The organism is Paraburkholderia sprentiae WSM5005, from assembly GCF_001865575.2.
Classification (GTDB): domain Bacteria; phylum Pseudomonadota; class Gammaproteobacteria; order Burkholderiales; family Burkholderiaceae; genus Paraburkholderia; species Paraburkholderia sprentiae.
The window spans coordinates 2,430,115-2,444,677 of record NZ_CP017561.2 but is presented as its reverse complement, the minus strand read 5'-3'; the positions used below and the strand labels follow the sequence as shown (position 1 = coordinate 2,444,677).

The window sequence follows — 14,563 nt, the reverse complement described above, 5'->3', positions numbered from 1 at the left end:
TCGGTGTTTCACTCACCGCCTGCCGCGCGCCGCGTGCAGCGGCCGCAGCTCGGATGCGTGAAACGCGACCGGCGCGCGGTGAAGATCCACGGCGTGATGCCCCGGCGTTCTCACCTGTCCGTTACCTGATTTTTACCCTGCTCGGGCGTGTACACGAGTGGCGCCGATCTGCAACACCACAACATACGTCCCTTTTTTGACATTTGCGCGCCCGGCTAGAAGGTCGGGACGCTTGCTGTGTTTTTCGAGGGGACCGGTCAAACGGGCTGACCACGCGGTTGTTGCTCGAATCGGGCCGCGCTTGCGTCGTCGGCCGTTGGATAACCGCTTATTTTAACTGAGTTTTTGCGAACGAGGTCAGATTTCCGGCGAGATCGCCGGCTTGCGCGAGTTCGACCGCCCAGGCCGCGGCGCGCCGCTTCAGCGCCGGATAGTGGCGCACGAATTCCGCCCAGTTCGGCTGGCCCGCGCCGTTCCACGCGTGCCAGAAACGCTCGAGCGCGGCGCGCGCGTCCGTGGGCAGCGTGCGGGTGTAATGCGCGAGTGCGGCGTCGAGCTTGGGCAGATGGGCGTCGTCGGCCTGCGGATAGATGTGCCAGACGAACGGCTTCGCGGTCCACTGCGCGCGCACGAACGAGTCCTCGCCGCGCACGAAATTGACGTCGCTCGCCCAGAGCAGTGCGTCGTACCCCGGCTGTGCGGTGAACGCGAGCGCGTGCGCGGTGAGGTTGCTGCGCGTCGCATGGGTGCCCGCTGCAAACGACGCTAAACCGAAAAAACGCGCGACCGCGCCCGAAATGCGACCTTCGGGCACCAGCAGTACGATCGGACTTGCGCTGTCGCGCCATTGGTCGAGCAGGCTGTCGACGGCCGGGTTTTCGTAGGCGAACAGCGATACGACGGTGGCATCGGCAGGCGGCGGCGCGTGGCCGGTGGCGTTGCGCCACCAGTCCGTGCGCGCGGCCGGCGAGCCTTCGAACGCGGCTCGCGCCGCGTCGAGATCGCGCTCCTTCAGGACGCCACCGGTGCCGGGGCCGAGGCCGGGAAAAAAGAAGGTCTTGCTGAGCGCATGGCGCGGGTGGGGCGACGGCCGCAGATGAAAATCGGCGATCCAGTCCTCGGCGCTCAGATATTCGAGGTTGATCCACAGCGGCGTACGCGCGCGTTCGGCCATCGCCGCGATATAGACGGGCGGCAACTCGCAGGCGAACGCCTCGATCACGACATCGGCGACTTCGAGCGTATCGCCGGCATGGGACGGCGGATGCCAATGCTCGATGACGATGCCGTCGAGCGTCTGCCGTGCACGCTCGAGCGCGAGCGACGGGCACAGCCTCTTGAACGCGTGCAGATCGTCGACGAACACGCGGACCTGCCAGCCGTGCTCGCGCGCGAGTTGGCGCGCCAGGCGCCAGCACACGCCGATGTCGCCGAAGTTGTCGATCACCGCGCAGAAGATATCGCAGGCGATCGGGGTGGCAGGGGCGGCGGGTGATCCGGAATCGGGCGCGACGGAGGGCATGGCGGCTATGCTGGCTCGGTGACTCCGGCGACGCGGAGCGGGTCCGAACCCACGCGGAATGTTCTAAACTGGCGATTCTAAAGCCTCCCTCGCGATCGCGCGCGTCCTTTGCCCGACACGCGGGCCGCATGGCGCAACGCGCGAAACGACCGACGGTGCACGACGCCGGGCACCAGCCAGCGCGGTCGGCGCAATCGGTGCAAGCGGCGAGGCAGCGCGAGACCGTCCCATCCAATCGAGCCGCATGACCGAACCCGAAGCAAGCGACGCCCCCGACACGTTCGAGCCGAAAAAGGTGCTCGCTCAACTGCCGCATCTGCCCGGCGTCTACCGTTATTACGACACGACTGGCGCGGTGCTCTACGTCGGCAAGGCGCGCGATCTGAAAAAGCGCGTATCGAGCTACTTCACCAAGACGCAGCTGTCACCGCGCATCGCGATGATGGTCACGCGCATCGCGCGTATCGAGACGACGGCCACGCGTTCCGAGGCCGAGGCGTTGCTGCTCGAAAACAACCTGATCAAGGCGCTCACGCCGCGTTACAACATCCTGTTTCGCGACGACAAGTCGTACCCGTATCTGAAGCTGACCGGTCACAAATTTCCGCGGATGGCCTATTACCGCGGCTCGGTCGATCGCAAGAACCAGTACTTCGGCCCTTTCCCGAGCGCGTGGGCGGTGCGCGAGAGCATCCAGATCCTGCAGCGCGTATTTCAGCTGCGCACCTGCGAAGACTCGGTGTTCAACAACCGCACGCGGCCGTGTCTGCTGCATCAGATCGGCCGTTGCACGGCGCCGTGCGTCGCGAACATCAGCGAAGAGGATTACGCGCGCGACGTTGCCAACGCGTCGCGCTTTCTGCTTGGCCGCCAAAGCGAGGTGATGAAGGAGCTCGAGCAGAAGATGCATGCGTTCGCGAGCGAACTGAAGTTCGAGCAAGCCGCGGCGGTGCGTAATCAGATGAGTTCGCTGTCCACGGTGCTGCATCAGCAGGCGATCGAAGTCGGCAGCGATAGCGACGTCGACATTCTCGCGGTGGTCGCGCTCGGTGGCCGCGTTTGCGTGAATCTCGCGATGGTGCGCGGCGGGCGGCATCTCGGCGACAAGGCGTACTTTCCCGCCCACGTGGAGAGCGCGTTGACGGCGGAGGAAGGCGGGCTCGAAGAAGACGGCGATCAGCATGCCGCTTCGGCGGATGCGCAGGTAGCCGCGCCGTCAGCCGAAGCGGCCAGTGCCACGGCCGATGCGCTTGCGATCGCGCGCGACATGCCAGCGGAAGACGAAGACGAGGACGAAGACGCCGACGCCAGTGACGAAGCTGCGATCGACGCAGCTGCCGAAGCGAGCGCGGACGGACTCAGCGATGAAGGCGCCGACGGCAACGCGGAATCGGCCTTTGCTACGCAGCGTCGCCGGGGCCGCGCGCCCGGCGGCATCGAATCGGAAGTGCTCGAAGCGTTCATCGCACAGCATTACCTCGGCAATCGGGTACCGCCGGTGCTCGTGGTCAGCCATGCGCCGGCGCGCGAACTCGTCGACGTGCTGAGCGAACAGGCGGGCCATAAGGTGACGGTGCTGCGTCAACCGCAAGGGCAGCGGCGCGCGTGGCTCGCGATGGCCGAGCAGAACGCGCGGCTCGCGCTCGCGCGCCTGCTCTCCGAGCAGGGCTCGCAGCAGGCGCGCACGCGCGCGCTGACCGACACGCTTGGCATGGAGTGCGACGACCTCGCGCATCTGCGCATCGAATGCTTCGACATCAGTCACACGATGGGCGAGGCGACGCAGGCGTCGTGCGTCGTCTATCACCATCACAAGATGCAGTCGTCCGAGTATCGGCGCTACAACATCACCGGCATCACGCCCGGCGACGATTACGCGGCGATGCGCCAGGTGCTCACGCGCCGCTACGAGAAGATGGTCGCGCAAGCCGCCGCGAATGCCAGCGACGAAGCCGCCGAATCGCAAAGCGACGCGGCGGCCGATCCGTCGCTCGCCGCCGATGCCGCCGAGCCGGCCGCGGCCGGCGGCGTCCTGCCGACCATCGTGCTGATCGACGGCGGCAAGGGACAGGTGGAGATCGCGCGGCAGGTGTTCACGGAGCTGGGGCTCGATACCGGGATGCTGGTCGGCGTCGCGAAGGGCGAGGGGCGCAAGGTGGGTCTCGAGACGCTGATTTTCGCGGACGGCCGCACGCCGCTTGAACTCGGCAAGGAAAGTGCCGCGCTGATGCTGGTCGCGCAGATCCGCGACGAAGCGCACCGTTTCGCGATCACCGGCATGCGCGCCAAACGCGGCAAGACGCGCCAGACCTCGCGGCTCGAAGAACTGGAAGGCGTCGGGGCGAAGCGGCGTCAGCGCCTGCTCGCGCGGTTTGGCGGCCTGCGCGGCGTGGTGGCCGCGAGCGTCGAGGATCTCGCGAGCGTCGAAGGCATATCGCAGGCGCTTGCCGAGCAGATCTACCGGCAATTGCATTGAATTTGCCGGCCGCGCCGCGCGGTTATCGACAAGACGGCGCGCCGGACCCGAGGCGCCTCGCTGCCGATACGCCGGCTTTGGCGAATCACGCCCGGGCGCGACCCGTTTGCCACCCCCGCGCCCGCTTGCTTGTGGCAGGCCTTGCGACACGGCACAATTGCAACTCACTCGTCAGACGCTGCGCCTGCCCCATGCCGTTTAATTTCCCGATATTCCTGACCTGGCTGCGGATCGTGCTCATTCCGCTCGTCGTCGGTGTGTTCTATTTGCCCGACATGATGATGAGCCTCGCGCACCGCAATCTCGCGGCCGCGACGATCTTCATTCTGGCCGCGCTCACCGACTGGTTCGACGGTTTTCTGGCCCGCAAATGGAATCAGACTTCGGCATTCGGCGCGTTTCTCGATCCCGTCGCCGACAAGCTGATGGTGACCGCGGCACTGCTCGTGCTCGTGCAGCTCACGCGGATCGATTCGGCGATCGCGCTCGTGATCGTCGGACGCGAAATCGCGATCTCGGCGCTGCGGGAATGGATGGCGCAGATCGGCGCGTCGAAGAGCGTCGCGGTGAACTCGCTCGGCAAGTTCAAGACCGCGTGCCAGATGGTCGCGATTCCGATGCTGCTGTTCTATGGCCCGCTGCCGCTCGGGCGCGGCCTGACGGTCGATACACGCGTGTGGGGGCTGTGGCTGATCTATCTCGCGGCGTTCCTGACCATCTGGTCGATGCTGTACTACATGAAGCTCGCATGGCCGCAGATTCGCGAGCGCGGCGGCATTGCGTGACGGCGTGAAAAGAAGGAGGCGGGCGCGCAAAAGGCTGTTCGAACCCGCCGCACTACGAGCGAAATATTTTCTTTAAAGCGGACAGGCACAGGGGTTGACACGTTTCAGTCGCTTCTCCATAATCTCGTTTCTCCGATGCACGCAACGCGAAACACCGGAAACGTAGTCGAGCAGTAAGTGCAGTACAACGCGGGAATAGCTCAGTTGGTAGAGCGCAACCTTGCCAAGGTTGAGGTCGCGAGTTCGAGCCTCGTTTCCCGCTCCAGTTTTCTAAGCATCGCGTTGTTTGGCGAAGTAAAAAACGCAGCGCGATGTGAAGCAGTTCAATGCGGGAGTAGCTCAGTTGGTAGAGCGCAACCTTGCCAAGGTTGAGGTCGCGAGTTCGAGCCTCGTCTCCCGCTCCATACATCAGGGAAGCAACGCTTCCCTTTTTGTTTGGAACGGCGGTCGTTCTGAATTTTCCAGAGCTTCCGCCCTCCGGTTACCGGATAAATCTGCGAACCCATGTCCAGGTTCCAGTCCGTTTGCGGCGCGATAGCAAAGCGGTTATGCAGCGGCCTGCAAAGCCGTTTAGGCCGGTTCGACTCCGGCTCGCGCCTCCAGTCTTTGACGAAGAAAAGCCCCGACAAGTCGGGGCTTTTCTTTTTCCGTTCCTTTTTCGCCGGCCTTTCTTGAACGTCGCCACCAGTGCGATCGGGATCGTTCGATCGGATCGCCCGTTGCAGACGTGCTACTTCGGGCGCGCAGTTGGGCACCGAAGCACAAACGCGCTGCGGCGCGAATGTCGAGCGTCGACGAGAGACCGCTTCAGGCGACGGGGCGCATATAAAGCATTCTCGCATGTGCCGGAAGTCGCCCGTTAAGCGAGAACTCGAGTCGTTCAAAGGTGGCCAATAATCGGCATTAAGCGTTTGATAGGTCGCCGAATTTATCGATGTACGCAATTGATCGCCGTTGATTTTGATTCCTGCCTGACTGCACATCGGGCGATAGAATCGCAGCATCGTCATCGCCCGTTTTCATTGAAGCCGCATGTATTTTCAACTCACCGGCACCCAGCTCCGGCTGCTCGGCTCGATGCATCTGTTCCCCGCGACCAGCCGTCGAACGCCGCCGTGGGTCACCGGAGCCTATGACTGGGCCGACGCGCTCGTGTTCGAGTCCGACCCAGCGACGATCCTGCCGTTTCTCAAAGCCGAAGCGCACCCCGCCGCCGCGCAACTGCGACCCCTGATGCGCGACGAAGCCTGGACGCAGCTGCGGGCACTCTGGCCGACCGACGGTCTGCTCGCGCCCCTTGAAACACTGCGTCCGTGGGCCGCGATGATCGCCGCGCCGACGCTGCTGCAGCAGGTCGTCGAAGGTGTCGAGCCGCGCATGCTGCGCTCGGCGATCTCGCAGGCGAAGCCGTATCGCTATCTCGAGTCCGCGCAGGACGTGGCAGTTGCGCTGGGATCGATTCCGCTCGAAGCCATCGCCGCCGCGCTCGACCTGCTGATGGCCGACCGTGGCGAACCGCAGCGCACGCTCGAACGGATGCACGCCGCATGGCTGGAAGGCGACCTGCGCGCGATACAGCACATCGCCGTCGAATCGCCGATGTTCAATCTGAGCGGCATCCGTCAGGCGATCCTCGACGTGCGCAATCACGCGTGGGCCGCGCGGCTGAACGAATTGCTGGACGCGCGCGAGCGCACGCTGGTGGTCGTCGGCGCGCTGCATCTGTGCGGCCCCGGCAATCTGCTCGACCATCTCGCGCGACCGGTGCAAGCGGTGTTATGAGCGCGTGCGCGGATTTCGCGACCCGACACGGGCAGTCGGCTCGCCGCCGCGCGCTTTCGCCATAATCCCTTTTCAGCCGATTCGCAACCAGTCGTCAGCCGACCCGCGCGATAGCCCGAGGCGGGCACGCGCGGCATAATTCGGATCGTTGCCCGCGCTGTCGCGCATTGACCCCGAAAGCTACCAATGACTGATTTGCAGCACACCGCCGCCGCGCGGCTCGCCCAACTCGAATGGCGTTGGAAGCCGTTCGTGGACCTTACGAGCGTGGAAGTCTACGAGATGCTGGCCGCCCGCAGCGCGGTGTTCGTCGTCGAACAGCACTGCGTGTATGGCGATATCGATGGGCTCGACGTCGAAGCCTGGCATCTGCTCGCGTATGGCACCGGCGACGATGCGGCGCTGCCGACCCTGGCCGGCTACCTGCGGGTGTTGTTGCCCGATGCGGCAGACGCCGACATGCGCATCGGCCGGGTGTTGACGACCGTGCCGTTTCGCGGCATCGGTCTCGGCAACGCGATGCTCGAACGCTCGCTCATGCATATCCGTGCGCAGTGGCCCGGTACGCCGATCCGTCTGCACGCGCAGGCGCATCTGCAAGGGTTTTACGGTGCATTCGGCTTCAGCCCGGTCTCGGACATCCACGACGAAGACGGCATCGCGCACGTGTGGATGCGCTCGCTCTGAGCGCGAGCGGGTCAGCGGTGCCCGTTCGCGGTCGTCGACGCCGCGTGCGTGAGCCCGCGCGTCGCTTTGGCGCGCCGCTCCGCGCGCAGGCGTCCGCGCGACGACAGCCGCATCCAGTGACGCAGCGCGATCAGCGCGCCGATCACGCTCATCATCGAACCCGGAATCCATAGCAGGAGTCCGCCGAGCTGCTGATCGCGCATCGGGCTCAGCCACGTGAACGCGCGACCGCAGATCGAATAGATCGGATACAGCTCGTGCGGCGTAAAGAAGATGAACGCGCCGAGGATGATCTGCGGCGGAATCGCCGCGATCACGACCAGCACGCGCTTGCCCGGCGACAGACGCGCAGGCGGCGCCGGACGCGGATCGAGCACGAGCCACCAGAACAGCATGCCGTCGATCGCCATGCTCCAGTTCATCACGCGATAAAGCCGCCAGTCGAGCATCGCGACAAAATGAATCGGCGATAGCAGCCAGAAGTAGATCAAGCCGACGAACAGCGTGACCGCCACGACCGGGTGCATGACGACGTCGAGCACCCGGCGCACGAGCGGTGCCTGCAGCGCGGGCCGTACGAAGCGCTGTCGCCAGCGCAACGGAATGCCCGCCCGCAACGCCGCGCCAGGATACGACAGCGCAATGAAGAACGGCCCGAGATGGTGCAGCACCAGATGCTGCAAGCGATGCATGAAAAACTCATGCTCGAAGAAATAATCGAGACGCGTATGCAGCACGACATACAGCGCGACGAGCCCGAACCAGAACGATAGGCGGCGCGGCAGCGACAGCCGCGCCTTGCGCGCACCACGCACGAACAGGATCGCGGGGATTAGCAACGCGATCACGACGGTCGGCGAAAACTCCCAGGGATCGAGCCAGTAGAGCAGGTTCATGGCAGATGGTCTGCGGTGGCGGCGGCCCGTGCTGCCGCTTACTTGGTCTGACCCGGCGACTTCACCGCGAACGGCGCGCTCAGCGTTTCGCCATCGGAGAACTTCAGCGTCAGATGCACGGTGTCGCCTGGCGCGATCTTGTGCTTCGCGTCCTCGAGCATCACGTGATAGCCGCCCGGCGCGATCGCGACCTGGCCGTGCGCGGGCACCGTCAGCTTGTCGACCATCACCATCTTCTGTGTCGAACCGTTCGATACCGTTTGATGCAGCATCGCGTCGCCGTAGTCGTCACTCGACACCTCGACGAGTTCGATCGGCTTGTCGCTCGCGTTGACGAGCGTCGCGTAGCCGGCCGCGGGCAGGTTGTTCGGCAGCCAGCGCACCCACGCGTTCTTGACGCTGATCGCATGAGCAGCGGCGGCCTGGGCGGCCGATGCGACACCGAACGACAGCGCGAGCGCGCAAGCGAGGGAAGCGAATGGTTTTAGCTTGATCGTCATGATGGAATGGATTGGGATCGGATAAGAATCAGGTTGGGTCATCGATGATGCGGCGCAGGTCCTGCGCGATCGCATCGGGCGTGTCGTGATCGGTGGCGAGCAGGCGAGCGCGGCCCTGGCTGTCGAACACATAGACCGCGGAGCTGTGCGTGACCTCGTAGTTGCCGTTCGGGTCGCGCTTTTCCATCTGATAAGCGACACGATAGCGCTTCGCCAGCGACTCGATCTGCCGGTCGGTGCCGGTCAGCCCTTGCGCGTGCTGTGCGTCGAACGCCGCGACGTAGTCGTGCAAGGCCCGCGGCGTATCGCGCGCGGGATCCACGGTGATGAACAGGATGCGCACCTTCTGCGCATCGGGGCCGAGCTTGCCGAGCACCTGCATGAGGCGGCCCATCGTTTCGGGGCAGACGTCCGGGCAATGCGTGTAGCCGAAGTAGACCAGCGAGGCGCGGCCCTTGAACGAAGCAGCGTTGACGGCGCGGCCGGTGTCGTCGGTCAATGTGAAGTCCAGATCCGGCAGGTGGCCGGTCACGTTGGTCAACTGCCACGGCTCGACGTGCTGCGTGCAACCGGTCAAGGCGACGAGCGCGATCAGCGTACCCAGCGCCGCTCCCGCTGCAAACCGGCGTGCCACCCCGCGCATCAACCGGTGCGGGGCTCGCCTGGGTCGTGAGCGCAACGGGTTCGGCTGCGGGCGCTCGGGGGGAAGGATCGGGAACAAAGCAGGGTTCAATGACTCGATTGGAGAGCAGGGTACGCGCGAATCATGGAGCCGGAAGGCCGCCTCGCCACCCGATCATGCCGCGCAAGATTCGCGCGCGACGCACGATCGAGCACGAGCGTGCACCGATGTCCATGCCCAGGCGGTCCGCGTGGCAGCGACTGTAGCGCAAAATCGGCGCCAGTGTCGCGCGGCGCGCCGGGCGCACGATTTGCAGGTCGATTTGACGCAGCGGGCTGAAAGCTGCGTGAAGCCCAATCGTTGCGCTTTTGAACGCAATCGACGCAAACAGCCAGACAGACCGCCCGCCGGGCTTGAGTCCAGGCTTACTTTCTCGAAAAATTGACGGATGCGCGGTAAGATGCGCACACTTTTCCGGCCATCGATGGCTGAAAGGCGAACCCAGGCGATGCAAGCACTTCCGGCTGTTCTGTCTCCGAGCGAGACGGCATTTTTCTTCGATTTCGACGGCACGCTCGTCGAACTGGCCCCCACCCCGGACGGCGTGCTGGTGCAGCCGCGCGTGATCGACCTGCTGCGCGAGCTGCGCAGTCTGACGAATGGCGCGGTCGCGGTGGTGTCGGGGCGCGGCATCGACAGCATCGACGGTTTTCTCGGCCTGCCCGATCTGCCGGTCGCCGGTCTGCATGGCGCCGAGCGGCGCGATGCGAATGGCGACACGCAGCGCATCGGCTTTCATGACCAGCGCCTGCTGCGCATGGAGCAGGTGCTCGCGCAGGTCGTCAACGAACACCCCGGCATGCTGCTCGAGATCAAAGGGGCGGCGCTCGCGCTGCACTACCGCAACGCGCCCGACCGCGAGCCGGTCGCGCGCGAGGCGACCGAGCGGCTCGTCGCCGATTACCCCGCGTCGTACGTCCTGCAGCCCGGCAAGATGGTCTACGAAATCAAGCCGACGGACGTCGACAAAGGCCGCGCGATGCGCGCCTTCCTCGAGGAACTTCCGTTCGCCGGCCGCACGCCGATCTTCGCCGGCGACGATCTGACCGACGAGAAGGGCTTCGCGGTCGTCAACGAGCGCGGCGGTCTGTCGATCAAGATCGGCGCGGGCGAAACGATGGCGCGCACGCGCGTCGAATCGGTGTCGTCACTGCTCGACTGGCTGGAAACGATCGTTGCGGCGGCGCGCGGCGCATGACGCTGGCGCCCCGTTCGACGAAAACAACCTACCGCATCGGGAATCGCGCTTCATGGGCCGACTGATCATTGTTTCGAACCGGGTGGCGCCTATTTCGGAGGGCGGCCCGGCGGCGGGCGGTCTGGCGGTCGGCGTGTACGATGCGCTGAAGGAAACCGGCGGCATGTGGTTCGGCTGGAGCGGCGAGGTGCTCAGCTCCGGCCAGCCGCAGATCAAGCTCGAGGAGCGCGGTCCGGTGACCTTCGCGACCGTCCCGCTGATGCGCCGCGATTACGACCAGTACTACCGCGGTTTCTCGAACGCGACGCTGTGGCCCGCGTTCCACTATCGATCCGACCTGCTGCATTACGACCGGCACGACTTCGAAGGCTACTGCCGCGTCAACACATGGCTCGCGCAGCAACTGCTGCCGCTCCTGCGCGAAGACGACGTGATCTGGGTGCACGACTATCATCTGATCCCGTTCGCGCAGGCGCTGCGCTCGGCAGGCGTGAAGAACCGCATCGGTTTTTTCCTGCACATTCCGTTTCCGGCCTCGCAGGTGCTGCTGTCGGTACCGCCGCATCGCGAGCTCGTCGAGGCACTGTGTTCGTTCGACCTGCTCGGCTTCCAGACCGGCCCCGATGTGCGCGCGTTCTGCGACTACGTCGTCAACGAGGCGAGCGGCTCGATCGACGCATCGGCGAAAGGACCGCTCACCGTGCATGCGTTCGGTCGCACGCTGCGCGCGTCGGCCTATCCGATCGGCGTCTATCCGGACGAGATCGCCGAGCTTGCGAAGGCGGGCGAGCGCGGCAAGCCGGTGCGCACGATGAAGGCGACGCTGCATTCGCGCAAGCTGATCATGAGCGTCGACCGGCTCGATTATTCGAAAGGGCTGGTCGAGCGATTCCGCGCGTTCGAGCGCCTGCTCGAACAGGCGGTCGCGCAGCGTAACAAGGTGTCGTTCCTGCAGATCGCGCCGCCGACGCGCGCCGACCTGCACGCGTATCAGGACATCCGTCTGCAGCTCGAAGGCGAGTCGGGACGGATCAACGGACGTTTCGCCGAGCTGGACTGGACGCCGATTCTGTATATCCACAAACAGTACGAGCGCTCGGTGCTGGCGGCGCTGTTCCGTACCGCGCATGTGGGCTATGTGACGCCGCTGCGCGACGGCATGAACCTGGTCGCGAAGGAATATGTGTCGGCGCAGGATCCGGAGAATCCCGGCGTGCTCGTGCTGTCGCGCTTCGCGGGCGCGGCGCAGGAGCTCGATGGCGCGCTGATCGTCAATCCCGTCGATATCGACGGCATGGCCGAGGCGCTCGCGCAGGCGCTCGGCATGCCGCTTGCCGAACGCCAGGCACGATATCGCGACATGATGGCCCAACTGCGCGAGAACAACGTGTCGGTGTGGCGCGATAACTTCATGCGCGATCTGCAGGGCGTCGATGGCGCGAAGCGCGCCAGAAGCGCGAAAGCGCGGGTGCCGTCGAGTGGGGCGGGCGCCGCGCGCAAGCGTGCGACGCGCGAGAGCGTGACGAGCTAAATCGCAAGCCAGACAGCAAAAAGCCGCTCCAGCGAGCGGCTTTTTTGCATGCGACGCAGCGCTCGGCGCCTGCGTGCGTCAGGCTACGTGCTGTTCGTCGACCTTCTTGCCGCCGATATGCAGCGTCTGGCCCTTGCCGTACTGCTTCGCGAGCAGATCGCGATAGAGACCCGGACGCTGGCGCAGTTCTTCCGGCGTGCCGTCGTCGATGACCTTGCCGGCACTCATCACGATGATCCGGTCGAAGTTGTTCAGCGTCGACAGACGGTGCGCGATCGCGATCACGGTGCGGCCGACCATCAGCCGGTCGAGCGCCTTCTGGATCGCTTCCTCGGACGCGCTGTCGAGCGCGGAGGTGGCTTCGTCGAGCAGCAGGATCGGCGCGTTTTTCAGAATCGCGCGTGCAATCGCGATGCGCTGGCGCTGACCGCCCGACAGCTTCACGCCGCGGTCGCCGACGATCGTGTCGTAGCCTTCCGGCATCGCTTCGACAAAGTCCGCGCAACGCGCCTCGCGCGCGGCGGCGAGCACTTCCTCGCGGCTCGCGTCCGGACGGCCATAGGCGATGTTCTCGTACACCGAGCGATGGAATAGCGAGATGTCCTGGGGTACCAGCGCGATCGCGTGGCGCAGGCTGTCCTGGGTGATCGACGCGATGTCCTGGCCGTCGATTTTGATCGCGCCGCCCTGGGTTTCGTAGAAGCGCTGCAACAGCGCGAGCACCGTCGATTTGCCGGCGCCCGACTTGCCGATCAGGCCGACGCGCTGACCCGGTTCGATGTCGAGGTCGAAGTGATCGAGAATCGGCCGCCGGCGCGGATAGGCGAACGTGACGCTGTCGAACGTGACACGGCCGCCCTGCGGCACGAGTTCGGTCGCGTCGTCGCGATCGGGCATGCCGTGCGGTTCGAGCAGCGTGCGCACGGCCTCCGCGAGTCGCGCGACGTGCTGGGTGACGTCGACGAGCGCGACGGCGAGGTCGCGCGTGCCGTGCAGGATCGTGAAGCCGAGCGAGCTGACGAGCACGATGTCGCCCGAGGTCGCGCGGCCTTGATCCCACAGCCACAGCGCCCAGCCGAGCAGGCCGGCCGACAGCAGCGCGGTGACCACGGCATGCAGCAGACGCAGCTTTTCCAGATACAGCAGGCTCTGCTGGCGTGCGTCCATCTCCGACCTGACCGTCGAGGCAAAGCGGCGCTGCTCGCGAAACGTCATGCCGAACGCGCGCACGAGGCCCATGTTGCTGATCACGTCGACGAGTTCGCCGTCGACCGATGCCGCTTTGGTCGCGAAGTTATGGTGGCGCGCGGAGCCGCGGCCCGCGAGCTTGTACAGGACCACCGACAGGATCGCCGAGCACAGCAACAGGCCGGCGGCCATCAGCGGGTTCACCGCGATGATCATGACGATCGCGCCGAGCACCGCGATGCACGGCGGCAGCACGTTCCAGGCAGTGGTGTTTTCGGCGGTGTAGACGGCGTTCGAGGTCGCGGTGATCCGGCTTGCCAGCATGCCGGGCTGCTTTTCGGCGTAGTAAGTCGGCGAGTGGCCGCTTAGGTACTGGAACAGGTCCCGCCGCAAATCGCCCGTCACGACGACGAACGTGTGCGCGGCGAACCAGCCACCGACCCGCCACAACAGGTTGTCGGCGGCGATCAGGCCGACGAGGATCGCGAACGCGCCCCACAGCGGCCCCGGATGATGCCGGCCGCCGCCGAGCACGTCGATCAGATGTTTAATCGCGTATTGCGAAGCGAGTGCACAGCCCACGGCCGCAATGACGCTGCCCAGCACGATCGCATGCGCGAGCGGATGGCGGCGAATAAAGCGGAAGAGAAACGCGAGCGGCCGGTGCGCATAGCTCGCGAGCTTTGCGTTCTGGGCGTTACGCTGGGCGATGGTCAAGTGTTCCAATTGAGCTGGGATCAATGTGTTGCGGTTGTGCATGCAAAAGCGCGGGCCATACAGACAAGCATGCTCTCCGCGAAGTCGATGCTTCGCATTGTAAACATGCAAAGGCGATTGCGCCCTGTGTATCCGGGCTTTGACGCGATCGATTTTCGCGATGGACCTCCGCGATCTGCTGTCTCGACACACCAGCCGTCGGGCTCTCCAGGCAGATCGCGGAAAATTTCGAGATATACTTACAGATTGCATTCAACTTCGCCGCGACGCTTTGGCATTCTTACCGGCAGGTTGATGCGCGAGAGTTCGCCGACACGGAACCCTCGTGCCTCGCCGAAACCTCACGGCTACTGTAGAACTGTCTTGGAAAACAAGGGTTTGCAAAGTGTTTCGCGCTTGTAACAACCTAAAGTCTTTGAAATGTCGCGGCGCGGCAGCAATCCGGGCATCGATAATGCGTGCTCGCTAGCTCGACGAATTTTCTGACAGTTTGTCAACGCAGGTACGCAGTGCGCGTTTACTCGCAGATGATGCGCAGACGCTGATCCATGCGTCTGCGCTCGATACCCAAGCGATCCATCGCAGGATTTCTCGAAAGA

The 14,563-nt window shown here is 64.8% G+C and carries 11 protein-coding genes and 3 tRNA genes; 9 read left to right on the top strand and 5 right to left on the bottom strand.

From position 1 onward, the window contains the following. Nucleotides 1–328: 328 nt before the first annotated feature. Nucleotides 329–1,522: an elongation factor P maturation arginine rhamnosyltransferase EarP gene (earP, locus tag BJG93_RS11120; RefSeq protein WP_027198330.1), complete on the bottom strand. Its 1,194-nt coding sequence runs from the start codon at nucleotides 1,520–1,522 to the stop codon at nucleotides 329–331. A 244-nt stretch (nucleotides 1,523–1,766) separates the two neighbouring features. On the opposite strand from earP, the gene uvrC reads away from it, so the two are divergent. From uvrC to BJG93_RS11085, 7 genes are all read left to right on the top strand, one after another. Further along, nucleotides 1,767–3,998 (top strand): excinuclease ABC subunit UvrC, encoded by a 2,232-nt coding sequence (gene uvrC / locus BJG93_RS11115; RefSeq protein WP_027198329.1) that lies wholly within the window; start codon nucleotides 1,767–1,769, stop codon nucleotides 3,996–3,998. Between the two features lie 191 nt (nucleotides 3,999–4,189). Further along, the gene (pgsA, locus tag BJG93_RS11110) at nucleotides 4,190–4,783 is read left to right on the top strand and encodes a CDP-diacylglycerol--glycerol-3-phosphate 3-phosphatidyltransferase (protein WP_027198328.1); all 594 of its coding nucleotides are present in this window, start codon (nucleotides 4,190–4,192) and stop codon (nucleotides 4,781–4,783) included. A gap of 189 nt (nucleotides 4,784–4,972) precedes the next feature. Further along, nucleotides 4,973–5,048 (top strand) — tRNA-Gly (locus BJG93_RS11105). A 63-nt stretch (nucleotides 5,049–5,111) separates the two neighbouring features. Further along, nucleotides 5,112–5,187 (top strand) — tRNA-Gly (locus tag BJG93_RS11100). Between the two features lie 124 nt (nucleotides 5,188–5,311). Further along, a tRNA-Cys gene (locus BJG93_RS11095) sits at nucleotides 5,312–5,385 on the top strand. A gap of 430 nt (nucleotides 5,386–5,815) precedes the next feature. Further along, nucleotides 5,816–6,565, top strand: a complete 750-nt coding sequence (locus tag BJG93_RS11090) for a TraB/GumN family protein (RefSeq protein WP_027198327.1) — start codon at nucleotides 5,816–5,818, stop codon at nucleotides 6,563–6,565. A 186-nt stretch (nucleotides 6,566–6,751) separates the two neighbouring features. After that, complete coding sequence (locus BJG93_RS11085) at nucleotides 6,752–7,252, top strand: GNAT family N-acetyltransferase (RefSeq protein ID WP_027198326.1); 501 nt, start codon at nucleotides 6,752–6,754, stop codon at nucleotides 7,250–7,252. Between the two features lie 11 nt (nucleotides 7,253–7,263). Here BJG93_RS11085 and BJG93_RS11080 read toward each other — a convergent pair whose 3' ends face one another. From BJG93_RS11080 to BJG93_RS11070, 3 genes are read right to left on the bottom strand one after another with little or no spacing between them, the layout of a single operon-like run. Further along, entirely contained in the window at nucleotides 7,264–8,148 is an 885-nt protein-coding gene (locus BJG93_RS11080; RefSeq protein ID WP_027198325.1) for a cytochrome c oxidase assembly protein, read from the bottom strand. Nucleotides 8,149–8,186: 38 nt separating this feature from the next. After that, the gene (locus BJG93_RS11075; protein ID WP_027198324.1) at nucleotides 8,187–8,648 is read right to left on the bottom strand and encodes a copper chaperone PCu(A)C; all 462 of its coding nucleotides are present in this window, start codon (nucleotides 8,646–8,648) and stop codon (nucleotides 8,187–8,189) included. Nucleotides 8,649–8,676: 28 nt separating this feature from the next. Beyond that, the gene (locus BJG93_RS11070; protein ID WP_174566100.1) at nucleotides 8,677–9,291 is read right to left on the bottom strand and encodes an SCO family protein; all 615 of its coding nucleotides are present in this window, start codon (nucleotides 9,289–9,291) and stop codon (nucleotides 8,677–8,679) included. Between the two features lie 487 nt (nucleotides 9,292–9,778). Here BJG93_RS11070 and otsB point away from each other — a divergent pair, with 487 nt between their 5' ends. Together otsB and otsA are read left to right on the top strand one after the other, a co-directional pair. Beyond that, the gene (otsB, locus tag BJG93_RS11065) at nucleotides 9,779–10,528 is read left to right on the top strand and encodes a trehalose-phosphatase (RefSeq protein ID WP_027198321.1); all 750 of its coding nucleotides are present in this window, start codon (nucleotides 9,779–9,781) and stop codon (nucleotides 10,526–10,528) included. 52 nt (nucleotides 10,529–10,580) lie between these two features. After that, nucleotides 10,581–12,059 carry an alpha,alpha-trehalose-phosphate synthase (UDP-forming) gene (otsA, locus tag BJG93_RS11060; RefSeq protein WP_027198320.1) on the top strand — a complete coding sequence of 493 codons (1,479 nt, stop codon included), beginning with the start codon at nucleotides 10,581–10,583 and terminating at the stop codon, nucleotides 12,057–12,059. A gap of 78 nt (nucleotides 12,060–12,137) precedes the next feature. Here otsA and BJG93_RS11055 read toward each other — a convergent pair whose 3' ends face one another. Further along, nucleotides 12,138–13,973: an ABC transporter ATP-binding protein gene (locus tag BJG93_RS11055; RefSeq protein WP_027198319.1), complete on the bottom strand. Its 1,836-nt coding sequence runs from the start codon at nucleotides 13,971–13,973 to the stop codon at nucleotides 12,138–12,140. Between the last annotated feature and the right edge of the window lie 590 nt (nucleotides 13,974–14,563).

Bases quoted from the DNA above. Each gene is read 5' to 3' on its own strand.
- earP (WP_027198330.1), bottom strand. From the start codon at position 1,522: ATGCCCTCCGTCGCGCCCGATTCCGGATCACCCGCCGCCCCTGCCACC.
- uvrC (WP_027198329.1), top strand. From the start codon at position 1,767: ATGACCGAACCCGAAGCAAGCGACGCCCCCGACACGTTCGAGCCGAAA.
- pgsA (WP_027198328.1), top strand. From the start codon at position 4,190: ATGCCGTTTAATTTCCCGATATTCCTGACCTGGCTGCGGATCGTGCTC.
- BJG93_RS11090 (WP_027198327.1), top strand. From the start codon at position 5,816: ATGTATTTTCAACTCACCGGCACCCAGCTCCGGCTGCTCGGCTCGATG.
- BJG93_RS11085 (WP_027198326.1), top strand. From the start codon at position 6,752: ATGACTGATTTGCAGCACACCGCCGCCGCGCGGCTCGCCCAACTCGAA.
- BJG93_RS11080 (WP_027198325.1), bottom strand. From the start codon at position 8,148: ATGAACCTGCTCTACTGGCTCGATCCCTGGGAGTTTTCGCCGACCGTC.
- BJG93_RS11075 (WP_027198324.1), bottom strand. From the start codon at position 8,648: ATGACGATCAAGCTAAAACCATTCGCTTCCCTCGCTTGCGCGCTCGCG.
- BJG93_RS11070 (WP_174566100.1), bottom strand. From the start codon at position 9,291: ATGCGCGGGGTGGCACGCCGGTTTGCAGCGGGAGCGGCGCTGGGTACG.
- otsB (WP_027198321.1), top strand. From the start codon at position 9,779: ATGCAAGCACTTCCGGCTGTTCTGTCTCCGAGCGAGACGGCATTTTTC.
- otsA (WP_027198320.1), top strand. From the start codon at position 10,581: ATGGGCCGACTGATCATTGTTTCGAACCGGGTGGCGCCTATTTCGGAG.